This window comes from Microcystis sp. M144S2, assembly GCF_020246065.1.
GTDB classification, from domain to species: Bacteria; Cyanobacteriota; Cyanobacteriia; order Cyanobacteriales; family Microcystaceae; genus Microcystis; species Microcystis ichthyoblabe_A.
On the sequence record NZ_JADBTR010000138.1, the window covers coordinates 13,991 to 37,926 of the forward strand.

Sequence of the window (23,936 nt, forward strand, 5' to 3'; positions counted from 1 at the left end):
GTGAAAAGAAAGTTCCGAAGTTTTCACCTAACACTATATACTGAAAACTGCAATCCGATAACTGATAACTGATAACTGATTGTCAAGCACAATTAACTAATTGTTACTTTCTACTGCTTTTTTTTCTCCTAAAGCTTTTTTGAGACTTTTTACCTCTTTGCGTAATTCATAGATAGTCCGATGAATTTCATCGACTTCGCTGCGGGTAGGCAGATTCATTGATCGCAGGTAAATTTCCATTAAATCCTGCTGTTTGAGGCGATAATCATTGAGGGAATTAATAAATTTTCCCCTTACTTTTAGGTTTTCTGGTTGACAAAAAGCCTTTTCAAAAATATCATCAGCGACGACACTCCACACATCTTGAAATTCTCGCCAATCCTTGACAGGTTGACCTTTTTCTGCTAAGAAAACTAATTTTTTAGTTAAAGCTTCAAAGGATTTAACTTGAATATCAGCCAGCACAATTTGATAGTTAATACTAGCTTGATAAAGAACGCGCCAAGTTTCAAAACTATCGAGTAATTTGCGGTTAAATTCTCGCGGCAATCCCAATAAAGGCATCTGTAACCATTGGCCAAAAGTTTCATCATAAAACTTCTGCCAATAGATATTATTGAGTTCGATCAAAGAAGAAGTATTACCTAACCAAGCTTTGGTTATTGTGTCATTTGACAGGACGAAAGGATCGAACCATAAATGATTGAGACTTTGTAATTGTTGCAGGTAAATTGTCCATAGTTGACTGACATCTTGACTACTTTGGGAAGTGGTAGTAGTAAAACTATTCAGTTGACCGCGCATCTGTTGGGTATAATTATCTAAAATTGTTTGCCAGTCTTCTCCTGTTTGCATTTTCGGGAAGATACTTTCCCAAGCTTCCACCGATAATTTTAGGAATTTGATCAATAAATCCCGATTATCAAAATAGCGCTGGGTTGCCTGTTGTAATTCTGGTTTAATATTGCCCATAGGAGTCGGTATCGCTCCCATCATATCAAACCAACTTGACCACATTTTTGCCCCAGTTTCTGTCCAAAGATTGACGTAATCGGTGGCCATCTCACTCCAAGCTTGTGTCGGTTTATCCATTATTTTTGCCCTTTTCCTTTAACGCTGATTTCGCTAGTTTACTAACCCACTCTACACCCGATAACTGATAACTGATAAGTCATATTTTTCCAGACTTGGCAATTTTTGCTAGTAATCTTAACGCTTCATTGACTGAGGCTGAATCTTGAAAAATTTCCGCCACATCGGGATCGAGAATTATCACATTACTAGCCTGTCGATAAGCTTGATAATATTTGCCACGAATACCACCAGAAAAGTCATATTCAGTTCGCATCTCGTCATTAACCGTTTCTTCAGACTCCTGATTCATAATTTTTTCTCTCCTGTTTACTAGCTAAACGGGCGCTAATTAAGCGAATCTCATTTTCTCTTTCTGTATGAGATATGACTAACAGCTTTTGTGATTTTGACTGTCCTATCGTCAGAAAACGAAACTCACCCACTGAATGATCGGGATCTAAAATCGTTACGGCCAATGAATCCCCAAATACGGTCACTGCTTCTTCAAAAGATATACTATGTTTTTTGATGTTGTTATTTGCCTTGTCTTGATCCCATATCAAGCAACTTAGCAGGGACAATAACAAACACATTTTCCATCTTTGAATTAGATAACTGATAACTGATAACTGATAACTGATAACTGATTAGGTGTGATGGGCCCCATTAACTCTGAGGACTTCTCCAGAGACATAACTGCTGGCAATAGGAGAGAGTAAATAGGCAGTTGCCCAGGCGATATCTGCGGGTTCACCGAAGCGACGACAGGGAATTTCGGCGGTGATTTTATCGCGAACCTTATCGGGAATCGCTAAAGTCATTTCCGTGTTAATAAACCCCGGTGCGATCGCATTGGCGCGAATATTATAACGGGCAGCTTCTCGCGCTAGGGATTTGACTAAACCAATAACTGCCGCTTTTGTGGCTGCGTAATTAGTTTGGCCGGCATTACCGCGATCACCGGAAATAGAACTAATACAAACGATCGATCCCGCTTGTCGTTCGTACATTCCCTCAATAAACGGTTTAATCGTGTGATTAACCCCTTTTAGGTTGACATTAATCACTAAATCCCAATCTAGCGGCGTTAATTTAGCGAAAAAGTTATCTCTGGTAATCCCCGCGTTAGCGACGATGCCGTACACTGGTCCCAATTCCGCTTCAATTTGTTGAGCTGCCGCTTCCATAGATTCCAACTTAGTCACGTCGGCGACAATGCCTAAACCCTGGGGATTATCGGCGACTAAATCCGTGTAAGCCACCTTGGCCCCCAAATCTATCAAAAGAGAGACAATAGCCGCCCCAATGCCTCGATTTCCGCCCGTAACGACGATAACTTTCTCCTCTAGTCCCAGAGATACCATAGCTTTTTCCTCCTAAACTCTTTCAATTGCGATCGCTGTTCCGCCACCGGTCCCATGACAGATGGCCCCCATACCGAGGGTTTTATCCTGTACTTTCAACGCGTTAATTAACGTCACCAGAATTCGCGCTCCGGAAGCGCCGATGGGATGACCCAATGCGATCGCACCACCGTGAACGTTTTGTTTTTCCCTCGCTAACCCCAGATCCATCTCAAAAAGCAGATTATTTAAGGCAAAAGCTTCGTTATTTTCCACTAAATCGAAATCTTCGATCGTTTTATTGAGAGATGCCAGTAATTTTTTCACCGCGAGGACGGGGAATTCTGGGAAGCGATCGGTTTTTCCAGCACCCACAGCGCCGCCAAGGATTTTGGCAATTGGTTTTAAACCGTACTGATCCACAGCTTTTTGACTGGCTAAAAGGATAGCAGCGGCCCCATCGGAAATCTGACTACTATTCCCTGCGGTTAAAACTCCCGATGGATTAAAAGCCGGCCGCAGTTTTCCTAAACCTTCCGGGGTACTATCGGAACGAATACCCTCATCTTGAGCGATAATTGTGGAACCTTTCTTAGATTTAAGCTCAATTGGCACGATTTCGCCCTTAAACCAGCCTTTTTCTGTGGCTGTGGCCGCTCTTTGGTGGGATAAGGCGGCAATTTCGTCTAATGCTTGCCGAGAAACCCCGCGATCTAGACAGAGGCGATCAACTTGGGAACCCATGCCCTCAGTCGTGGTAGCATCGGTTAAGCCATCGTGCAGTAATAGGTCGGTTAATTGTTCCGGCGCACCCATAAGGAATTTATAACCCCACCGGGCCCGATGGGAGAGAAAAAAGCCAGTTTGGGACATGGATTCAATACCACCAGCGAGGACGAGATCCGCTTCTCCGGCGCGAATTGAGGTGGCAGCGTTACTAACGGCAATCATTCCGGAAGAACAAACCATATCCACCCGATATCCGTCCACGCTTACGGGAATTCCCGCTTTAATCGCCGCTTGTCGGGGGATTAACTGACCATGGCCCGATCCCAAAACATTGCCGAAAATGTACAAATCTAGGGCTTCTGGGGGCAAATTAGCGATTTCTAGGGCAGATTTCATCACTGTTGCCCCTAAATCGGCCGGGGATAATCCCATTAATCCCCCACCAAAACGACCAATTGGAGTCCGGACAGCGGCCACGATATAAACTTCTTGCATAGACTTCTCTCTATTGGGAAGCGAAGATACTAGATAGAATTTGCTTAAGAATATCGAGTCCGAAAAGATCAAAATCCCAATTGACTGTCATTGGTTAAAAGTTCCTGGCCCCGATGTCTTGAGTTTTTGTCTATCTACCCTCGATCTTGCAACAGAATTTCTGTGTCAGAAGATATATTCATTAGAATTTAACTTTTCCGGCAGCAATCCCCTTTTTTTATGGATTTAGTCAAGCGTCTAGTTTTTATCGGTGGTGGCCATAGTCATGCGATCGCCCTTCGTCTTTGGGGGCAATCACCCCTAAAAAACGTTCAATTAACTTTAATTAGCGATGTCACCCATACCCCCTATTCGGGAATGTTACCCGGCCACATCGCCGGTTTTTATGATTTTGCCGAGACTCATATCGATTTACCTTCTCTAGCTAGGTATTCTCAAGCGCAATTCTGTTTAGACAAGGCTAATTTCATAGATACGGAAAAATGTCAAGTAATTTGTCATAATTCTTCACCGATTCCCTTTGATTATCTCTCGATCGATATTGGCAGCATTCCGGCAGTGGATAATGTTATCGGTGCTAAAGAGTACGCCATTCCCGCCAAACCAGTGCCGATTTTTCGAGAAGGATGGCAAGAAATCCTGAAAAAAGCGGTTAGTAACCCCAATAATACTCTAAATATCGTCATTGTTGGTGGTGGCGCAGGCGGGGTCGAATTAGCTTTAAATATGCAGTCCCGTTTGACCAAAATTCTCAACTCTAGCAGTAATTTGAATTTATCTCTAATTCATCGAGGAAAAAAACTACTACCGGCCCATAATAATTGGGTCGGTCAACGTTTGGAGAATATTTTTAAACAAAGGGGGATTAGATTATATTTATCAACGGATGTGACGGCAGTGCAAGCAGATCAGATTATCTGTTCATCGGGGTTAGTTTTACCCACGGATTATACAATTTGGGTAACGACTGCCTCGGCCCCTAGTTGGATTAAAGCGTCAGGATTACTGACAGATGAAAAAGGGTTTATTTTAGTGAATAATTATCTGCAATCTCTTTCCCATCCCCATATTTTTGCCGTGGGAGATATTGCCACGATTCCAGATTATCCCCGTCCGAAAGCGGGAGTTTTTGCCGTCCGACAAGGAAAACCCCTATTCGATAATTTAGCAATAATTCTGCAAAATCAGCCTCTAAAACCCTATTTTCCCCAGAAAAATTATCTGAGTTTAATCGGGACAGGAGACCAACAAGCGATCGCATCTTGGGGCGGTTTCGCGTGGCAATCACCGTTATTATGGTTATGGAAAGATCGGATCGATCGAGCTTTTATGAGACAATTTGAACAGAAATGATGAGTTGCTTTGTCATCGGATTGAATGGCAGTTTAAGTAGGTTGGGAGGTGTGAGAAGCATGACTTAAAGTTGTTGTCTAAATGTCCAAATCGTGAGAGAAAGTTTAAGATTGCTGCTTTGTGGGAGTTTGAAGAATTTGAAGGCGCAGTTTGCGATCGCTGTTTTCTCTCTTTTGCTGAGATGAGAAAGTGCAAACATCGAAAGAATCTTAAAAAATTTGGCTCTAAGGGAAAAATAAATAGCAATATAGCTCTAATATAGATTTAGAGCCAAGAGGATATTTATGCTTAATTTTAACATAGAAGACTATTTAACGGATACAAAATTAATTAGAATGTCGATTTACTATGCAATGAATAGTAGGCTTAATGACGATCAATTTTGTAATTTTTTTGAACTAAGTATCAATTGTAAAAATCAAAATAAAATCAACCTTTTAGTTGAATATATTAAAAATATCTACTCTTTAAAACAACCTTATATACCAGATGAGTCATTTGCTTATACTTATCCCAAAGAAGATTTCTTTATTAGAAGATGTGTATATTTGCCTTTCAAAGAATATGCAATTAGATATCATTTGATTAATGTCCTTTCCTTGGCAGTTGAAAATTCTTTTATTAAAACAAGCTATGCTAACCGAACTCAACGATCACTCAGTGGATTTATCCATTTGTTTAAACCTTATGATTGTCAATATAAAGAATTCATCCAATGGGGGGAAAATCTTATTAAAGAATTTAAAAAAGAGCAGAGAGAGTCTTATTTATTAAACGCCGACATAACATCATTTTATGATAGTGTATCACCTAATTACTTAATCAATAATCTTTTTGATTTAACAGGGAGTATTCTACCTCAAAAATATAAACCGTTGTTGCAGAAAATATTGCAGCCAGAAATTGAATTTTACTCAGTTGTTGATAAATTATTAAAGTTAGAAAAAAAAGAACAAGGACTTTTAGTAGGTAATATAACTGATGGCTATTTGGCAAATATTTTACTAAGTAAAATAGATGAATTGATGATTGCTTATGGCTTTCATTATGCTCGATACGTTGATGATATTAAAATTATTACTAATACTAAAGATGAAGTAATCAAAGCGGTTAATATTTTGCAAGAAGAACTACATAGGATAGGACTAAACTTAAACTCGGCAAAAACGAAAATTATACATAATCCTAAATATGTCAAAGATTTTTTTAGAAAAGATCATCAAATAGCTTATGGTAATGAACTTATAAATGAGGAACATTGGGAAGATAATCAGAAAACAGAAAAAGATGAAGATGAAGATGAAGATTTTGACATAAATACTATTAATCTTACAGCCAACCTTCAAGAAAAAGATTGTCATCGAATAACTAATTATTTATTTTCTTTAAAAGATCATCATGATTACGATGAAAACTTGGTTATACAATTAATCAATAAAATCCCAGAAATCATTTGTAAGTATCCAAAAACAATCAAAAAAAATACTTGGACTGTTGTTGAATTTATTATCTTGGGATTTCCTAATAACATAATATCTTCCGCATACAAAGCAATGGATGATATTTTTAAGAATCAAAATATCATGGATTATGCCAGAACAAGATTAATTCATCATTTAGTAAAACCTCGAAAAAAAGATCCGCCATATATTCTCATGATGATTAAAAATCGTGAAAGATCGCGTGAAAAACTAATTGCTCAATTTCAAACCTTTCTTTCTACAAAATCCATTGACTTAAATCTCAACGCATTGTACGCATTATGGATCTTATCTCATCAAGATAATGGCCAGACTTTTGATGAAAATTTATTTCGTAAAAATGTAGAAAATTATTTACCTCGACCAATTTCTCATACTATTTCAAGGGTTTTATCATCAATTTTTTCCCATAAAGATAATTTCAACTTTTGTGATTACTTTGATTTTACTGAGCTATCGAATAATAGTGAGAGTGAAGGATTAGAATAGTGAGAGTGAAGGATTAGATGACTTGATGACTTTTACAAATTTTAAAATATATCGGCAATATCAATTATATCTGAAGACATATCTTTTCTTAAAAAGATGTATAAAATACTACAAGCTCTTGAGCGACCAATATATCTTAATCTTCTTAAGCGAATGGTCTCAGAAATGGGTTCTGGTTCTAATTCCACTAATAAAATTATATGATTTTCTAAGCCTTGAAAATCGTAAATAGTTGACCAAGTAATTGTTTGAGGACTAGCGAGAGAGAATCGCTTAAATTTGAAAGTAGAAATTTTTGATGCTATCGAGTCAAGAAAGTTTTGACTTGGTTGTTTAGAAAAGAGGATTGTTATGTGTTTAGGTAAAACCTTTTCATCGTTTATTAATGCCAAAATATTGCTTTTTATGGCTTTAATTAAGTCTTCATCAGTTATGTAATAATCTGTGATGACTTCCTTAAACTGTCTGACAGGCTTTTTTACTTTATAGGTTGGACTAATATATTCTTCGTAAGAATCAAAAATATTAATTGTGTTTCTGATTACTTTTTGCAGGGTATAATTAAAGGGTTTAAATATCTCTTGTATATCATTTTCATTAGTTTTTTGAGAATCATCTTTAAAAATTAAAATTGATCGATTAAACATTTGACTAGCATAGTCAGCTATTTTTCTTAAAAAATCACCATCTAATTGTTGTGCCTCATCAATAATAATTCTGACTTCTTCTAAATTTTCTTTATTTTCTAAAACTTTTTGTAATAAACTAAGTTCTTTAAGCGTAAATATCTTTAAAAGATCATTATTAATTGCAACATTAAGCGAAATTTCCTTATAGATATAATCTTTTGAATCCTGAGAATTAGTAATGAATAAAACCAATCTATCAGATTGAATATCTGAAATAGCTTGTGAGATTGCGAGTTGAGTTTTTCCTGTTCCCGCAGGTCCATCAATAAGGATTGGAGTTTTAACTTTATAAAAACCATCTAAAATTTCTTGTTGCTCTTTAGTCAGCTTAATTATAGTTTGTTTCTCATCTTCTAGTTCTGCACTGAGGGATTTTCTAAATTCTGAATTACGGGTAATTAAAGTTTTAATTTCTTCTACTATATTTTTACCAAGATGTTTATGACTATTATTACTATAATGACTATATATTTCGTTGATTTTCTCACCTATATTTTTTAGATCATCTCTAAACAAAGTAACTTCTCTTTCCATAAAGGGAGCTAAATTTCCCTCTAAAATATCAATATGAGGAAAACAAATTGCATATCCACAAGTTATCCAATGATTTGTCAAACTAGGTAGTTTACTTTTTAGGAATAACGGCAAATTCTTTGAGTTAGCTAATTGTTTTTTGTAGGGATTTTGATAAGAAATATTATCTCCCGATTTCCACTTATCATGTTCCCCGTCGTAAGAAAATCGAGTTCCTCCCTTGACTTCAATAATCAATAGACCTTTCTGGGGATGAACTAACAAGAAATCCGTTTCTCTTTCAGTTCTAGCTCCATATTTATTCTTAAAAATCCAGTATCTGTCTTGAAAAATGTAAAAATCATCGTCAAGTTGAGATAGTAAATGATATACGTCTGATTCTCCCCGTAAATCAGGATTAGAAGGCGCATCTGGGGGAAACATTTTAGCCATAATTGATATTACCCATAATTAAAAACGAGTGATCACACAGTCTGCCTTCGGCAACGCAACTCTCTAAATCCTAACTTACCAAAAAATGCCTCATACTTATCATGACTCCCAATAAAATAAGGAAGTAAAGCGATAAATCAACAAAATGCTATGGTCATCAATCTCAATATCCCGCCCTCCCAACCATCAGCTAATCTAAAGGTAAAAATACTGATAGAAACCCTTAAAAATGGTCAATATGCTGTATCTATCGCTGAATTGCCTCATTTTCGAGTCCAAGCACCCACCAAACAAGAAGCCATTTCCCAACTACAAACAACCTTTATCGAACAAATTAGCCAAATTGAAACGATATCATGGACAACACCTCTAGATAACCCCTCACCCTTTAGATGATGACAGTGAAGTAGATCCCTCATATTATCTGTAGAGGATAAAGATTTGTGTCTCAATATATTCTCGATACTGACCATATTTCCCTAATTCTTCGCAATCATCCCCAAGTTATTGCTAATGCGTCCCGTCATTCCATTTCCTTTACAATCATTACTGTTCAGGAACTTTTCAGTGGAACGAACCACAGAGACACAGAGGACACAAAGACCGATCGCTACTATATAAGTTAAACTTATCACACAAAGTCGAGAAGAGCCCTTTTTTAAGTTTCTTCTCTTTTTGTTAATGAAAGATGTGACCAATGGATACCCTAAAAGGGGCGAGGTTTTAAACCCAAAATTCTGATAAAGTAAAAATCGTCCCGATACCTTGACTGGTTAAGGGAGAGAACGTCAATAGTTTGTTAAATAGTACATATAAACCAATGCCACGTCTTCGCTCGATTATTTCCCTAGTTTTAGTCCTAGTTACTACGCTGCTGGTTAGCTGCAGTGGTCCCCAAGCAACTATCCCCACCGTCTATAGTCCCCAAAAAATCGAACAGTTACAGGTTTACATCCAACCCATAGAAGGATTTCGCGAAAAAATGAGCGTTTTGCAAGACCTCATCGCTGACAAAAATTGGGTAGATACTCGCACCTATATCCACGGCCCTTTGGGGCAATTGCGTCAGGAAATGGTAGGATTATCCCGTAATTTACTGCCCAAAGACCAAGAAAAAGCCAAGCAGTTAGCGAAAAATCTTTTCGTTCACTTTGAACGCATCGATGCGGCAGCCAAGGAAAAAGATGCTAGTCTCGCTGCTAATCAATTCCAAGAAGCATTAAAAGACTTCGATGCTTTCTTAAATATTGTTCCTAGTTAGTTTTTATCAGTGATCACTGATCAATTATCAGTGATCACCGACCAGGCCGCAGCTAAAAAACCGATAAATGCTATTTTGGTTTAGTTTGGACGCTAATAGGGCCATTAACCATGGTTTGACAGGCTAAACGATAATTTTCGGGTTTTTTCTTTAGACAGCGCTGTTCAAAGTCGGTTTTAGCCGAGAGATTTTCCAGACCCTCGACAATTGCCACTATACAAGTACCACACTGGCCGTAACCGCCACAATTCATCAATTTACCGCCAAAAGTGTAGATATCAACGCCATTCTGGATTGCTTTCTCTCGTAAATTCGCCCCATCTGCCGCTACCACGATCTTATTCTCTTTGACGAAGTTGATGTTACCCATGACTGTGTTACCCTAAATTTTTGCAAATTAATATTAAAAAATATTAAATTTTTTTGATTGTAACATTTTTGGCTCGCTCTTCTAAATATTCGGCGATGCCAATAGCGATCGCTTTTTTGCCGATAAATTTCCTCAATGCCGCTTTTGTGACCAAATAAGCCACCTGTTCCCCTTGATCGCCCTTTTCCTCACCCCTATTAGCAATGACGGCCTGATAGCCCTTTTCTAGGCGTTTACGGGCGATTTCCAGTAACTCTTCCTGACTGACTCCCTCCTGATACTTGAAAGTCACCATCTCTAAATCGGGAAATTTTTCTCTCACCTTATCAATCACCTTTTCCGTCGGCACAAAATTAAGATTTAACTGCCCTCCACTGGGAATCTTACCAGAAAAAGGGTTTTCTAAGCGATAATCTGCCACTGCTGCCGAAAAAATCCCAAATTTATAATCTTTACTCTCTAATTCTCCCATCACCTTCCCTAGATACTCGTCATAAGTTTCAATAATTTCGTGGGGTAAATAAGCGGGGGGTGTATAGCTGCCCCGTCCGTGGATTAACTGCACCTTGGCCCCGCGCAAGTATAATTCTTCTGCAATAGCGACCCCTAACTGTCCAGTAAAACGATTGGTTAAACGACGAATATTATCGATAATCACGGGTGTGGGTCCACCGGTGACTAAAATCGGCCTATTTTTCAGGACAGAATTACTGAGAATCCCACAGGCTGCCACGGTAATCTCTTTTTCCCCGGGGAGATTGTGTTTACCGTAATCATCCCGGGGTGGCATAATCTGAACTCCCCAGCGATCGAGAGTTTGCAAAGATTCGCTCAGAATAGCATTATGTAAACTGCCGTGCATGGTGGGGACAAGCAGAATTTTAGTTTTTCCCTTTTCCTGTCGTCCCAAGGCCGAGGCCAAGCATGAAGTGATCACTCCGTCAGCGATTCCGTAACGAAACTTATTAATCGTGTTATAGGTAGCGGGGGCGACTAAATAAAGATCAAAGGGAGATTGATCGCTTAAATGTTCTGCTTTTGCCGTTAATTGGCTAATTACGGGATTAACCGTACTCCATTCCAAAGCTTCCCTAGTAACGTATCTTAAAGCTTCTTCCGAGACAAAAGCCACGACTGTGGCCCCGAATTTCCGCAAAGATCGGGCAATTAGCGGCGCTTTCATGGCCGCAATCCCTCCTGTCACCAGTAAAGCAATCCGTTTACCCCAGAGATGATGACTTTCTAAGGGTACTTCGCGATCGCCTAAGTCCGAATCCGTGGGAGAGGAGAAATTCCAAGTCATAAATTTGGGGGTGGGGGTTTTGTCAGTGATCAGTAAACAGTAAACAGTGAACTGAAAACTCAAATCTGATCACTGATAACTGATTCGGTTATCCCTATTCGGGATTTGTCTATCTCTGAGCGAGAAACTGGTTATCCTAGTAAATAAAGGGTTGCTTCGGTGTTCTTATGATTGACAAAATTTTAACTAAAGTTCGATCGCTTGCCAAGCCGCTATTAGTTCTAGGATTAGTGACAACGCTGATTTTCGGTTCTATTCCCAGTGCTTTAGCGGCATCGGGGGGGAGAATGGGTGGCGGTAGTTTTCGCGCCCCTAGTCGCAGTATTAGCCCTTCTAGAGGTGGTGGTTACAGTTCCCCCGGTTACGGTGGCGGTATTGGTTTTCCCTTCCTCTTACCCTTCTTTTGGGGTGGTGGTGGCGGTGGCTTAATATCTCTGTTAATCTTTTTTGCTATTGCCAACTTCCTCGTTAATGCTTTCCGTAATGGTGGAGGCAGTGACGAGAATGGTATGACGATAGAATCCGGTTATGAAACCGTCTCCGTGGCTAAAGTACAGGTGGGTTTGTTGGCTAATGCCCGTTATCTGCAACAAGAATTAAATCAAATCGCCCTAACAGTCGATACTAGCACCTCCGAGGGACGGGTCGAAGTCTTACAAGAATCAGCCCTCGCCCTGTTACGTCATCCAGAATACTGGGTTTATGGTAACGTCGATTGCCAACAAACCAGCCTCAGCAGTGCAGAAGCGAAGTTTAATCAGTGGTCTCTCAACGAACGCGGTAAACTAACGGCGGAAACCTTAACTAATTACAATAATCAATTGCGTCAAGGTTCTACAGAAAATATTTTACCCGAATCGGCTGGGGAATTAGCTAAAACCGCACCGGAAGGCTATATTTTGGTGACTATTTTGGCTGGCATTGTCGGTAAATTTTCCCTACCCAAAATTAATGATTCCCAAGACTTGAAACAGGCCCTGCAACAAATTGGTAGTATGGGAGGCGATCGACTTTTAGCAGTAGAAGTGATTTGGACTCCCCAAAGCGAGGGTGATGTTCTCAGTCAAGATGACATTCTCGCTAATTATCCCGATCTGAAATTGGTGTAGTTTTTCGGGTAATAACTCTAGATATTGCCCAAAATCTCCCTTTTACGGGGAGATTTTTTGATTAGGGTTTGCTGAAAAAGTCAATTGGCTGGTGATGGGGTGAGTTTCGTAGGTTAGTCCCTCGGAACGAAACCTAACAACTCCACCGATTATGCCTAAATCCTGTTAAAAGGCATAGGAGGGCAGGGAGCAGCGAAAAACAATTCATAACTTGGCAGTCAATCATAGTATTAAAAACGGATTTGGTATTAGACATCTCCAAAATTCAGGCTAGATTGAGGTTAATTGCTGGAGATGTCCATTGTACTGCAAGGGAATCAGGAGCCGCCCAAGACCCATTGGTTCGCTACCTCAGTTTCCCCCCAAGGGAACTGCCTGACTTCAGCCGAGACAAAGTGGGAAGCCAGACTTTCGATCAGTTTAACCAACGTGGAATCAGTCACCACGGCAACCTTACTGACGTACTTGTGATGGTCGCGTATCAGCCGGAAATGAGCGACCAAGGACCCAAAACTTTCCCAACCGGTGAACTTAGGTACTTCGATGATTACGCCAGCAAGGCCACCAGTGGCTTCAATGTGGGGATCCACTGCCTCCGCAATCTTGACAAAATCTTCCGCCGCCAGTGCAGATGTAGGTCGCATATAGAGAATGCTATGCGCCGCGTCTAAATTATAATCTATCATAGTTTGCCTCTCCCAAATGGTCGAAGTCTAACTCTATGCTATCACGAATAGACGGTTTCACCCAGATCACTAGACGAGCTATAATCCCGACACCGTAGCTGATCGTAACACCAAACAGGTATCGAGCAATGCATCCTATCCAATTCAGGGAGAGAAATGTAAAGATTTATTAAATTGTAGTTTTTGATACAACGGGGGGGGAGAAGTGTGTATAGTGGTCGGCGTTTATCTTAAAACCACTAAAAAATGAAATTTGTTTCACTGTTATCCATCACTGCGCTCACAAGCAGTATCTTCATTGCGACCCCCCAAGCGAAAGCAGCAGTAGTTTTCCTTGACTTGAATACCTTTACCTCTGGGGGACCAGGCACAGGAACATTCGCGGGAACCCTAGGGGGAGTGAACGTTACAGGTTCTATACTCGCTGGTGGCGGACCTAACTTTACGATTGCAGGTATTAACCCAACAAGTTGGGAAGGAACAACAATCGATAATACTACCCCTCAATACAGCTACAGCAGCATCTATACTCCATCCCAAAGTTTAGGTGATCGGGTAGGTTATACAATGTTTAATCAGACTGGCCAGACTGCGACTTTAAAGATTCAGTTTAGCTCGCCCGTGACCAATCCCACCTTTCACGTTGCCAATCTTGACGGGATGATCTATGATTTTTCTGGTCCGAGCAATGGTTCGATCGCACTCAATTTACTTAGCGGTAACGGTGGTGGCGGCGATGGCTTAACAGTCGATGCCACGAACAAAATCATCGCCGATGCGAATCCGTATACTGGCATTGGTCTTCCTCCCTTCACTACCCCTCCGACTACTGGTACTCGTTCCGCTTACGGTTCTGTGGAGTTATTGGGGAATTTTTCCGCCTTGAACATCAAGCTAAGGGGAAATCCTAGCCTAACACTTGCTGGGGATGGTGGAAGCTTTATTATCTCAACTACAGTTCCCGAACCCACCTCAACTCTCGGTCTCCTTGCCCTTGGTACTCTCGGCGCGGCTTCAACCCTCAAACGCAAACTCAAACCATAAAAGTCGGCTAAATTGCCCACCGAAAATACTATAAATGCCCCTTCATTCAGTCAGTTGAGGGGGTTTATTTTTTGTCCATGTTTCTATTCATTGATTTTTGTGATTTAATGGCAACTTTTACATCAATATCGTCAAATTCAATGAGTATTGTGATTTTGTGCTACAACATAATTCTGTCAAAAGTAAAAAAACAATCAATTACCATGAATAGCCAGACAGAAATCACTATTCAAGTTCCTTTATAAATTGCTAGATATTACGCTAAAATCAACCCCAATGGCCGAGGGAATATAGAAAATAAATTAACTAAAAATATTCAATTATAATTGGAAAAATATCGTCAAAAAGCAGGAGCCAGATTATCAACAATTATGGATCGATCTAGTGATGAAGCAGAAGCTAACGGATTAAATCCAGACATTTTAGCGTCTATCTTAGAACAAGATGAATAAAGCCCGATTTGTTTTTGATGCTAATGTAATTGTTAGTGCTTTTTTATTTAAAAACAGTCCACCTCGTTTGGCGTTATAGCAATTCTTCAAAGTCTGACTACAGAAGTTTAATCCCCCTAAATCCCCCTTAAAAAGGGTGACTTAAATTCGATGTGTAGTTTTTATTTAGAGAAATGGTATTAGTAACGTTTTATCTAGTTCTAAATTTGACCGCTATTTATACCAATTCTCCAAAGTCTGACTACAGAAGTTTAATCCCCCTAAATCCCCCTTAAAAAGGGTGACTTAAATTCGATGTGTAGTTTTTATTTAGAGAAATGGTATTAATTCGCCAAGAGCTATTAGAAACATTAGTAGAAGCATCTTTATTAGTGCAACCGTCAGAATCTATCGATGAATGTCGAAATTTCAAGGATAATAAATATCTAGAGTTAGCGATTAGTGGTCATGCTGAATCTCTTATTACAGGGGATGAAGATTTGCTAGTCTTGAACCGATTTAGAAAGATTAAAATCATCACTGTATTAGAATTTTTGGATACTGATTCTGTCGGTTGATGGGGTTTAGTTTTTTGCCCACTTTCCTTGCTATGCTAAGATAAAACTAAGGAAAAATATTTACCCTCGATCTAGATTTTTATAGTTATCGATTGTTATGAATCTCTCTAAAACCCTTTTAACTGGCTCAATGGTTAGCCTCAGTCTGCCGCAGGGTGAGAGCATCTCAAACGCTATTGACAATTGGCCAATTTTGTGATCCGCATGGGCATTTCAAGTGATACCAGTCAATCATAATAGTTACGAAATCGACCAAATGGGTCGATTTTTGCTTAACAATTGAGATGGCCAATTCTCATCAAATATGCCTGAATCGCTCTCTGGGTAAGTAACTCACATCAAGTCCATTTTGTCAAGGATTGTGAAGATGCGCTTACCCTGTTATTTATCGAGCCTTTCGGTTGCTTGAATCGCTGAAAAGCTTGGCTATGCGTTTTCTTTACCCCTGGACTAATTCACTACTTTTCTTTACTATATAATCAACTTAATCGATTAATAAATTCTCTGTTAGAATCCGTTTTTCCCTGTCATTTCTGTTTTCCCGTTCCCTAGAGTGACAGAAGAGGGATTAATGGTGAATAATTAAATGGCGATCACCATCGATACTCACCCATCCCTGACGCTGAAATTGGCCTAACAAACGCGTCACCGTTACTCTCGTGGTAGCGATAGCATTGGCGAGATTTTGATGGGTTAAACGGATCTTTAAACGACTGCCTTGGGCGATTGGTTCTCCCATTTCCCGCTTTAATAACTGTAGTAACTGCTGAAGACGTTCCTCCACTCGTTTGAGTCCTGCGATCGCAAGTAAGGATTCCGTTTGTTGTTGACGACGGATCATTTGATTTAACATCATCTTGGTTAATTCCACCGAATTTTCCACTTCGGCGATCGTGTACCATTTTAGGTACAGTTCCGACAAGGCTCTGGCGTGATAGGATTCTAGATGGGTCAAATTTAAGCCGAAAAAGTGGGATGAATGGGCCCAGCCTAGTAAAATTTCCTCTCCACTCTCAGATACTTGACTTAGTTGCGCCATACCCCGATAAACTTGCCAGACTCCATCAACCACCAGAGGAATATTTTCCCCGCGATCATAAAAATGGAGCCTACGACTCTCGCTATAGTCTTCTCGGAAGGGTGAGACGCTGGGATTATAGGTCAGCAACATGATCAAAGTTCTCCTAGGTGAGGGGCTAACAATTTTAACCCCACTCTACTGTATCAAGGTAAACATTGGGTAATCCCCAGATTAACAGTTATCAGATATGAGTTATCAGTTCACCGATTACTGTTCACTGAAATAACTTCCCCATTTCCCTCTCCCGCAGCTGAAAAACCTCAAGATCATTAATTTAAAGCATCTTTAAGAGCCGTGCGAGCGGCCAGATGATTGCGAGTCGAGGTGAGAATTTCCGATTCTCGTTGCAGACGACTGACTGTATCGAGCATTTCCAATAAAGCTTGTTGTTCCCCGGCCACACCGTAGAGATTACCCGCCACCCAGTAGGATAATTCCAGGGGAAGACTGGGCAAATCGTCGGGTAGTTCGATTTTTTGAGCGGTTAATTTGGCTGAGAGATGAACCACATCCCGCAGCAGTCGATCCACTTCTGTGGCCAGAGGTCGCAAATCTTGGGTGGTGGGGACATCTTCAATCCACTCCACTAAACCGACACGATAGGGTTTTTCCCGGACGTATTCTAGGACACGGAAACGCTGTTGACCGATGGTGAGAATTTTTAACCGATCATCCGGGAGACGTTGACAACGGACAACTTCCGCACAACTGCCGACTTTAGCGATTTCTCCGGTGGCAGGATCTACCATTAAGACCCCAAAACGGCGATCTTCTTCCAATATCGTATTCATCATAATCCGATAGCGAAACTCGAAGATGTGTAGGGGCAGGGGACGACCCGGAAATAAAACAACTTCGGGTAGGGGAAAGAGAGGTAATTCTCTAACGGCAATGGAAGAAGTGGCCATAGGTTTAGTGAAAAAAAACCGATCTTCTCTTATTTTTACACAATCCCCCCTGAACCGCTAGGCAAGGGCAATGGACGGGAGGCGGTCGGCGGTCGGCAGAAGATTATTTTTATTTATACTTCCCACTCCCCACCCCCCACTCCCCTCACCGATCGCATAGCGATCGCTAAATGAGAAAATTGCTCATTTTGTCATCTAGATTGCATTCCGAGCGGAAACCTTTGGGTAATCTATGAGTAGAGATACTCAAAACTCATCTTCATTGGTTCTTCTCTGAGAGGGATGATTTTTTTTCTCTCATAAACTTTACAATATTTAATAGTTGTTGTAACATTAGTTAAATAACTAAGGTTCTCACTACTTGCCATTTATGCCCATAAACTCTATATCTAGCCAAAAAAAGGACTATAGAGGCAATTAAATCGTCAATTAGATTTCTCTCTATCCTTGAGTAATCACTTACCAATCTCTTTACAAAACTAGAATAAACCCTGATAGCATCTCCTTGACTGCCCCTGGGGAAGCGATCTGAAAAACGCCATCAATCCCTGAATATCAACCCTCAACCGACGCGCACTCATGAAAACCTCGAAAAACCTTACCGATCCAGTTCGCGCCTATCTCAGAGAAATTGGCCGCGTTCCCCTTCTCAGCCATGAAGAAGAAATTCTCTACGCGAAACAGGTACAAAGATTAATTTTTCTGGAAAAAATCAAAGAATCCCTGAGGGTGAAACTCGGCAGCGACCCCAGCGATCGCCTGTGGTCAGAAGCAGCGGAAATTAGTGAAGAACAACTGCGTCGAGAATTGGGGGCGGGGGATTTCGCCAAACGCAAGATGGTAGAAGCGAACCTGCGTCTAGTGGTTTCCGTCGCTAAAAAATACCTAAAACGCAATCTAGATCTATTAGACCTCATCCAAGAGGGAACCATTGGGATGCAAAGAGGGGTGGAAAAATTCGACCCCACCAAAGGCTATCGCTTTTCTACCTATGCCTATTGGTGGATTCGCCAAGCTATCACCCGGGCGATCGCAGAAAAAAGTCGCACCATCCGTCTGCCCATCCACATCACCGAAAAACTGAATAAAATCAAAAAAGCCCAGCGTCAACTAGCTCAAGAGAAAGGTCGCGCCGCCACCATTGCCGAATTAGCCGAGGAATTAGACCTAACTCCCAAACAGGTGCGAGACTACTTGGAAAAGTCTCGTCAACCCCTTTCCCTTGACTTAAAGGTGGGGGACAATCAAGACACGGAATTAGGGGAACTCTTGGAAGATACGGGACTTTCCCCGGAAGATTACACTGCCTATTCTTCCCTACAGGTGGATTTGGAAAAACTGATGGCAGATCTCACCCCTCAACAAAAAGAAGTGATTTGTCTGCGTTTTGGTTTAGATAATGGGCAGCCCCTCACCCTAGCAAAAATTGGCGTTCGACTCAATATCAGTCGTGAACGCGTCCGTCAGATCGAACGAGAAGCGATCGCTAAATTAAGAAAACGCAAGGCCAACATCAGAGAATATCTAGCTAGTTAGGGTTTGCGGCAAAAAGTTTGTTGGTGGAGGCAGGGTGTGGGGTGTAGGGTGTGGGGTGTGGGGAGAATAAATAAAATAATCTCCTATCTCCGTTCGGCTGAGCTCACGGCCGAAGCCTGACTCCTGAATACTGCCTCCTGCCCCCTGCCCCCTGCCTTCGTTAAGGGTCAAATTGATCGTCTGGATAACAGCGAGAAAAATGACCCATTCCTAGATTCATCGGCGACTTTTCTCGGCTATTTCTCTACTTATTCAAGATATTTTTTCAACAGGAGAGCTAATTTCTCTTTAGTGGCGACGGGAACAGAATCTAGACGGGTAAGAATAGCGTATTTAAGGGCAGAATGAGCGACGGAAACGGGAGGATTAGCTGCCAGACGACGCACCGTTTCTTGAATAACTTTTTGAGCATTAATAGCGTTATGGTGTAGATTTTCGATCACCATTTCTACCGTGACATGATCGTGATCGGGATGCCAACAATCGTAATCGGTAACTAGGGCTAAGGTAGCGTAGGCAATTTCCGCTTCTCGGGCTAATTTAGCCTCGGTTAAATTGGTCATACCGATCACGGTTGCCCCCCAACTTCTATAGAGATTTGATTCCGCTTTAGTAGAAAAAGCTGGCCCCTCCATGCAGAGATATGTACCGCCCCGATGTAAGGTAACTTCCGGTAGGTTTAAACTAGCGACGGCATCCCCTAAAATGTTGGCTAATTGGGGACAAATGGGATCGCCAAAGGCAACATGGGCAACAATTCCTTCCCCAAAAAAAGTCGCTATTCTCTCTTTAGTTCTGTCAATAAATTGATCGGGAATGACTAAATCTAGGGGTTTAACTTCCGCTTTTAGGGAACCAACGGCCGAAGCGGAAATAATATATTCAACCCCTAATTGTTTGAGAGCGTGAATATTAGCTCGAAAGGGTAATTCGGTCGGTAAAAAATGGTGACTTCTGCCATGACGCGCTAAAAAGGCGACTTCTGTTCCCTCTAAAGTACCGAGAATTAAAGCATCGGAAGGAGAACCAAAAGGAGTATCGAGGGATACTTCCCGCACATCCTTGAGGGCATCCATTTTATACAAACCACTGCCGCCAATGATGCCAATTTTTACCGTCGTCATAGTCTTGGAAAGAATTAGTTATCGTTGCCTCGATGTTACCACAATTGGGCGATCGAACTGTGATAATTTTTCCGTCAAAGCCCTACTTTTTCTTTTTCTTGCCCTTGAGGGAACCATTAATTAAACCATTAAAGCCATAAATTTCTTCAGTTCCCGCGATGGCAACTAACTCCACCTCTTTCGTGTCTCCCGGTTCAAATCGAACTGATGTCCCTGCGGGAATATTCAGATGGGTTCCTTTGGTTAATTCGCGCTGGAACTCCAGGGCCTGATTAACTTCATAAAAATGATAGTGGGAACCCACTTGAATGGGTCGATCGCCTGTATTAGCTACAGAAATACGCAGGGTGTCGCGACCGACATTAATCTCGATCGCCCCGGATGGTGTGATAATTTCTCCCGGAATCATAACTGCTAAAAATCTCCTGTTAGTGAATGGGATTGTGAACGGTAACTAATTTAGTGCCATCGGGAAAAGTCGCCTCGATCTGCACTTCCGTAATCATTTCCGGGATGCCTTCCATTACCTCCTCGCGAGTTAATAAAGTGGTGCCGTAACTCATCAATTCAGCGACGCTACGACCTTCTCTAGCACCTTCGAGGATGGCGGCGCTAATATAGGCGATCGCTTCGGGATAATTTAACTTGATACCACGGTTTTTGCGTCTTTCGGCGAGCAGCGCCGCCGTGAAAATGAGTAATTTATCTTTTTCTTGGGGCGAAAGTTGCATAGATAGGCCTTTTTTCACACAGATGCTAGGGTTATTGTAGTTGTTGGCCGGATATTTGTAGCGATCGAGTTGTGAAATTTTATTTACTTAGGGTTTGCTGAATAATGGTAAAACCCTTTTAAAATAAGGCTTTTGACCTGTTAAAATCCGATGTTCATGCTGCGAAAATCGGATTGAGACCATCAAAAACCTTGCATTATCCTTATTGTAGTACATGAGTTGGTACAAAAAAGAGAGGGCAACAAAGCCTGAAACTCCCGACTCCTGACTCCTGACTCCGTTCGGACCTCGGACGTTCGGCGAGCTCAGTCGAGCGGACGGTGAGGCTTCGACGGTGAGACTTCGGACGTTCGGCGAGCTCAGTCGAGCGGACGGTGAGCCTGTCGAACCGCCGCGTGAGCTTTTGTCGAACGCTCAGCCGAACCGCCTGTCGAACCGCCGCGTGAGCTTTTGTCGAACGGCAAGAGGCAAGGAGGGGGTTAGATATGTGTAATTAATTTTGCTTAGGTACTTATTAGGATAAGATTATTGGATTCTTGCCAAAGACTGCCTAAATTCTGCGAGAGAATTAGCGGTAGCTGCTAATTTTAGTAGCTCTTCTAAGATAGTAGGGTTAGTGATTTTGCCGATTATCTCTTCAATTTCTGAAGAAATCTGTCCAAACCGCACAGTTAAAACTGTTTTTATGGCATCGCGGCTTTTTTCTAACGCTCCAATTTCCTTGCCAATTTCCTTGCCAATTTCCTTACCAATTTCCTTACCAATTTCTTTACCGCGTTCCATTCCTCGTAACTCCATATTACTCATTAAAGGCATGGTTCTTTCCTCCTCAAATTGTTTGATTTTACTCTCTAAACTTGACTGTAATTCAGGGGATAAAGTCATCATATTGTCGATGATTTCAAACAGTTTAATTATCTGTTCTCTCTCGAACTCCTTTTCATATAATCCCCTGATTAACCTCCACTTCCACTGTTCTCGTTATGGCAGCTTCCCAGTAGTCGCTTTCGTTTTCAGGTGTGCCATGACTATTATAGCAAAAGGATTGCTACTTGCTTCTAGTTCTGTCCATCTTTCCTCATAGTCCAGTAATTTAACCGTTGGGAATCTCAGGCTGACTTCACAACCAGCGATAGTATAATTATAGGAATCTGGTCGCCAATTTGCTCGTTCATCTCCTAAAATTGCCAGACTGATAACTGGTTTCTGATACAAATCAAAGGCACGATAGTTATAAATATACATCCTCTGAGGGAAATTTTCTTCGTATTGACTTTGAATTTCAATATCAATCAAAATCCAAACTTCTTGTCCCTCAAGTAGCCAAGCCTTATAAAGTTTGTCAGCAAAACGTTTTTTTGTCTTTGCTGAAGCGGTAATCCGTTTGAGTTCTTTTTCTAGGGATTCGGGAATTTTTGTCCAATCAATTAATTGGTGAACTTCAGGAAAAAAGAAGCATAAAAACGCTTCAAAATACTCGCTTAATGCTTCTTTCCAGGGTTCATCATAATTGGCGGTTGTTGAGTTCATTTTTAATCATTACGCTAACCGAATCACAGAAGGAAAGCTTAGACACTTAGATAAAAAAGCTACTAACATTAATGCTCCCTAAAGCTGGTAAAGTGCCAGTAAATCCGGTGATATTTATTAATAAATCATTGCTGGATTGGAAGCCAGCCGCGCTATCATTAATAACGAGGTAGGTTCCGGCTATTGCACCGGTTGTTACCTGCACTAAGGCGGCACTATTAACCCCTAATCCTTGATTACCTGTAATCGCTCCATTAGCATCAGTAAATACTTGATTGATTAAATTCTGTAAAGTGGTGACAGTGCTATTAGCAGCACGACTGAAATTGCTAGGCGCACTGATAGCGTTTCCAGCTTGATTTAATAAGTCAATTTTATCACTATTGATGGCAAAATCTGTGATACGATCGCTTGTTGATATGGTAGATTGACCAAATTGGAAGATGAAAGTATCTGCACCTAAACCACCGGTTAAATTATCAATTCCCGCACGTCCATTGATTTGATTAATGCCACTATTTCCGGTGATATTATTGTTACCAGCGTTACCCGTACCATTAATATTATTAGTGCCAATTAGTCTGAGGTTTTCCACATTGTTGGGTAGGGTGCGAGTGAGAGTGCTTTGCCAAGTATCAGTAATGATAACTTCTCCTATTCCTCCTTCGGGATTGATGGTAGCATTAACGGGATTTGACAGGGTTACTGTAAAAGCTTCATCGGCTTCATTGAGGTTATCATTGAGGATGGGAATGCTAATAGTAGCGGTGGCAGTATTAGGTGCAATGGTGATAGTTCCAGTTTTGCTAGTGTAATCTACATTAGCGGTAGCGTTAATGGGTGCAGTGGTATAGTTGAAGGTAATTGGTTGTGAATTGGGGTTATCAACTGTGACGGTGAGGATGGCATTATTATCTTTACCTTCCACTACGGTGATGTCATTGATGGAGAGTTGCGAGGTGACAGTGGTATCGTCATTATTAATTGTCCCCGTAACTGGAGTAGTCGTACCTATCGTATAACCTGTCCCTGAAGCGAGGGTTAAAATAACAGTTTCATTACTTTCAACTGTAGCATCAGCAGTGGGGTTAACTGTTACCGTCGCAGTGGATGAACCAGCAGCAAAGGTGACAGTATTGGTAGTCCCGGTACGAGTGTAATCGGTATTGAGAGTCGCTGTCCCTCCGAGGGTGTAATTAACCGTTAAAGGATTGGTTGTTACTCCGCTACGAGTGAAGGTATAAACCAGATTTGTTGTCCCGTCTTCTGTCACACTTGCGGGAGATAAGGTAAGGGTGATAGTGGGAGAATCTTCCTCGACAGGAGCAATTGTTACAATTTGATCGGAAAATTGTAGTTTTTGAATGCCGTATAAAGTGTCTATGCCATCCCGATTAGCTACTGAATCTGTTATCGTAAAGACTCCTTGATTGCTAGTCCATGAATACTGAGAGCGATTGCCAGTATAGACGGCAGTATCATCTCCTGTCCCACCGTAGAAAGTATCATTCCCAGAACCACCTTCTAAACGGTCATTTCCCTGCTCTCCAAACAAAGTATCATTACCGCGAAATCCTCTCAGGGTATCATTACCTAAACCGCCAAATAGTTGATCATGATCATAA

General features: G+C 41.0%; 24 protein-coding genes and 1 pseudogene. 8 read left to right on the forward strand and 17 right to left on the reverse strand.

Annotation, left to right across the window (positions count from 1 at the left end; genetic code table 11):
- Positions 1-96: 96 nt before the first annotated feature.
- The 5 genes from phaE to phaA all read right to left on the reverse strand — a co-directional run bounded on the left by phaE (position 97) and on the right by phaA (position 3,641).
- Positions 97-1,092: a class III poly(R)-hydroxyalkanoic acid synthase subunit PhaE gene (gene phaE / locus IM462_RS15935; protein ID WP_287704743.1), complete on the reverse strand. Its 996-nt coding sequence runs from the start codon at positions 1,090-1,092 to the stop codon at positions 97-99.
- Positions 1,093-1,171: 79 nt separating this feature from the next.
- Positions 1,172-1,384, reverse strand: coding sequence for a hypothetical protein (locus IM462_RS15940; protein ID WP_002784823.1), 213 nt, complete (start codon positions 1,382-1,384; stop codon positions 1,172-1,174).
- Complete coding sequence (locus IM462_RS15945; RefSeq protein ID WP_287704745.1) at positions 1,368-1,661, reverse strand: BrnT family toxin; 294 nt, start codon at positions 1,659-1,661, stop codon at positions 1,368-1,370. The genes IM462_RS15940 and IM462_RS15945 overlap by 17 nt, the downstream gene beginning before the upstream one ends.
- Before the next feature lie 60 nt (positions 1,662-1,721).
- A complete protein-coding gene (phaB, locus tag IM462_RS15950; protein WP_287704747.1) occupies positions 1,722-2,438 on the reverse strand; it encodes an acetoacetyl-CoA reductase PhaB in 717 nt (238 codons plus the stop codon).
- A 12-nt stretch (positions 2,439-2,450) separates the two neighbouring features.
- Positions 2,451-3,641, reverse strand: coding sequence for an acetyl-CoA acetyltransferase PhaA (phaA, locus tag IM462_RS15955; protein ID WP_287704749.1), 1,191 nt, complete (start codon positions 3,639-3,641; stop codon positions 2,451-2,453).
- A gap of 219 nt (positions 3,642-3,860) precedes the next feature.
- On the opposite strand from phaA, the gene IM462_RS15960 reads away from it, so the two are divergent.
- Both IM462_RS15960 and IM462_RS15965 read left to right on the forward strand, forming a co-directional pair.
- Positions 3,861-4,994 (forward strand): FAD-dependent oxidoreductase, encoded by a 1,134-nt coding sequence (locus IM462_RS15960; protein ID WP_287704751.1) that lies wholly within the window; start codon positions 3,861-3,863, stop codon positions 4,992-4,994.
- Between the two features lie 284 nt (positions 4,995-5,278).
- Complete coding sequence (locus IM462_RS15965) at positions 5,279-6,964, forward strand: RNA-directed DNA polymerase (protein ID WP_287704753.1); 1,686 nt, start codon at positions 5,279-5,281, stop codon at positions 6,962-6,964.
- Positions 6,965-7,005: 41 nt separating this feature from the next.
- On the opposite strand, the gene IM462_RS15970 is transcribed toward IM462_RS15965, so the two are convergent.
- Positions 7,006-8,619 carry a nuclease-related domain-containing DEAD/DEAH box helicase gene (locus IM462_RS15970; protein ID WP_287704755.1) on the reverse strand — a complete coding sequence of 538 codons (1,614 nt, stop codon included), beginning with the start codon at positions 8,617-8,619 and terminating at the stop codon, positions 7,006-7,008.
- A gap of 150 nt (positions 8,620-8,769) precedes the next feature.
- Between IM462_RS15970 and IM462_RS15975 the strand changes: the two genes are divergently transcribed.
- Positions 8,770-9,015, forward strand: a complete 246-nt coding sequence (locus IM462_RS15975; RefSeq protein ID WP_002801056.1) for a hypothetical protein — start codon at positions 8,770-8,772, stop codon at positions 9,013-9,015.
- Positions 9,016-9,098: 83 nt separating this feature from the next.
- On the opposite strand, the gene IM462_RS15980 is transcribed toward IM462_RS15975, so the two are convergent.
- Positions 9,099-9,317, reverse strand: coding sequence for a hypothetical protein (locus IM462_RS15980; RefSeq protein ID WP_409770010.1), 219 nt, complete (start codon positions 9,315-9,317; stop codon positions 9,099-9,101).
- Positions 9,318-9,439: 122 nt separating this feature from the next.
- On the opposite strand from IM462_RS15980, the gene psbQ reads away from it, so the two are divergent.
- Positions 9,440-9,880 carry a photosystem II protein PsbQ gene (gene psbQ / locus IM462_RS15985; protein WP_045360899.1) on the forward strand — a complete coding sequence of 147 codons (441 nt, stop codon included), beginning with the start codon at positions 9,440-9,442 and terminating at the stop codon, positions 9,878-9,880.
- Between the two features lie 70 nt (positions 9,881-9,950).
- Here psbQ and IM462_RS15990 read toward each other — a convergent pair whose 3' ends face one another.
- Positions 9,951-10,250 (reverse strand): 2Fe-2S iron-sulfur cluster-binding protein, encoded by a 300-nt coding sequence (locus tag IM462_RS15990; RefSeq protein WP_002766752.1) that lies wholly within the window; start codon positions 10,248-10,250, stop codon positions 9,951-9,953.
- 43 nt (positions 10,251-10,293) lie between these two features.
- Entirely contained in the window at positions 10,294-11,553 is a 1,260-nt protein-coding gene (locus IM462_RS15995) for a phosphopantothenoylcysteine decarboxylase domain-containing protein (RefSeq protein ID WP_287704759.1), read from the reverse strand.
- A gap of 167 nt (positions 11,554-11,720) precedes the next feature.
- Here IM462_RS15995 and IM462_RS16000 point away from each other — a divergent pair, with 167 nt between their 5' ends.
- Entirely contained in the window at positions 11,721-12,662 is a 942-nt protein-coding gene (locus IM462_RS16000) for a DUF1517 domain-containing protein (RefSeq protein WP_194016841.1), read from the forward strand.
- A gap of 317 nt (positions 12,663-12,979) precedes the next feature.
- On the opposite strand, the gene IM462_RS16005 is transcribed toward IM462_RS16000, so the two are convergent.
- Entirely contained in the window at positions 12,980-13,348 is a 369-nt protein-coding gene (locus IM462_RS16005; protein WP_287704761.1) for a SpoIIAA family protein, read from the reverse strand.
- 399 nt (positions 13,349-13,747) lie between these two features.
- On the opposite strand from IM462_RS16005, the gene IM462_RS16010 reads away from it, so the two are divergent.
- The gene (locus tag IM462_RS16010; RefSeq protein ID WP_502866649.1) at positions 13,748-14,392 is read left to right on the forward strand and encodes a PEP-CTERM sorting domain-containing protein; all 645 of its coding nucleotides are present in this window, start codon (positions 13,748-13,750) and stop codon (positions 14,390-14,392) included.
- A 769-nt stretch (positions 14,393-15,161) separates the two neighbouring features.
- Positions 15,162-15,401 carry a putative toxin-antitoxin system toxin component, PIN family gene (locus IM462_RS16015; protein WP_287704769.1) on the forward strand — a complete coding sequence of 80 codons (240 nt, stop codon included), beginning with the start codon at positions 15,162-15,164 and terminating at the stop codon, positions 15,399-15,401.
- A gap of 568 nt (positions 15,402-15,969) precedes the next feature.
- On the opposite strand, the gene IM462_RS16020 is transcribed toward IM462_RS16015, so the two are convergent.
- Together IM462_RS16020 and IM462_RS16025 are read right to left on the reverse strand one after the other, a co-directional pair.
- Positions 15,970-16,572, reverse strand: coding sequence for a Crp/Fnr family transcriptional regulator (locus IM462_RS16020; RefSeq protein ID WP_287704771.1), 603 nt, complete (start codon positions 16,570-16,572; stop codon positions 15,970-15,972).
- A 179-nt stretch (positions 16,573-16,751) separates the two neighbouring features.
- Positions 16,752-17,390: an LON peptidase substrate-binding domain-containing protein gene (locus IM462_RS16025; protein WP_104396341.1), complete on the reverse strand. Its 639-nt coding sequence runs from the start codon at positions 17,388-17,390 to the stop codon at positions 16,752-16,754.
- A 579-nt stretch (positions 17,391-17,969) separates the two neighbouring features.
- On the opposite strand from IM462_RS16025, the gene IM462_RS16030 reads away from it, so the two are divergent.
- Positions 17,970-18,926, forward strand: coding sequence for an RNA polymerase sigma factor, RpoD/SigA family (locus IM462_RS16030; RefSeq protein WP_287704773.1), 957 nt, complete (start codon positions 17,970-17,972; stop codon positions 18,924-18,926).
- Between the two features lie 248 nt (positions 18,927-19,174).
- On the opposite strand, the gene IM462_RS16035 is transcribed toward IM462_RS16030, so the two are convergent.
- From IM462_RS16035 to IM462_RS16055, 5 genes and pseudogenes are all read right to left on the reverse strand, one after another.
- Positions 19,175-20,050: an S-methyl-5'-thioadenosine phosphorylase gene (locus tag IM462_RS16035; protein ID WP_287704775.1), complete on the reverse strand. Its 876-nt coding sequence runs from the start codon at positions 20,048-20,050 to the stop codon at positions 19,175-19,177.
- Between the two features lie 82 nt (positions 20,051-20,132).
- A complete protein-coding gene (gene ureB, locus IM462_RS16040) occupies positions 20,133-20,459 on the reverse strand; it encodes an urease subunit beta (RefSeq protein ID WP_002748322.1) in 327 nt (108 codons plus the stop codon).
- A 19-nt stretch (positions 20,460-20,478) separates the two neighbouring features.
- Entirely contained in the window at positions 20,479-20,781 is a 303-nt protein-coding gene (gene ureA / locus IM462_RS16045; protein ID WP_002738360.1) for an urease subunit gamma, read from the reverse strand.
- A 525-nt stretch (positions 20,782-21,306) separates the two neighbouring features.
- Positions 21,307-22,311, reverse strand: a pseudogene (locus tag IM462_RS16050) (hypothetical protein).
- A 46-nt stretch (positions 22,312-22,357) separates the two neighbouring features.
- Positions 22,358-23,936, reverse strand: a 1,579-nt coding sequence (locus IM462_RS16055; protein WP_287704777.1) for a Calx-beta domain-containing protein, incomplete at its 5' end; no start/stop codon positions are given.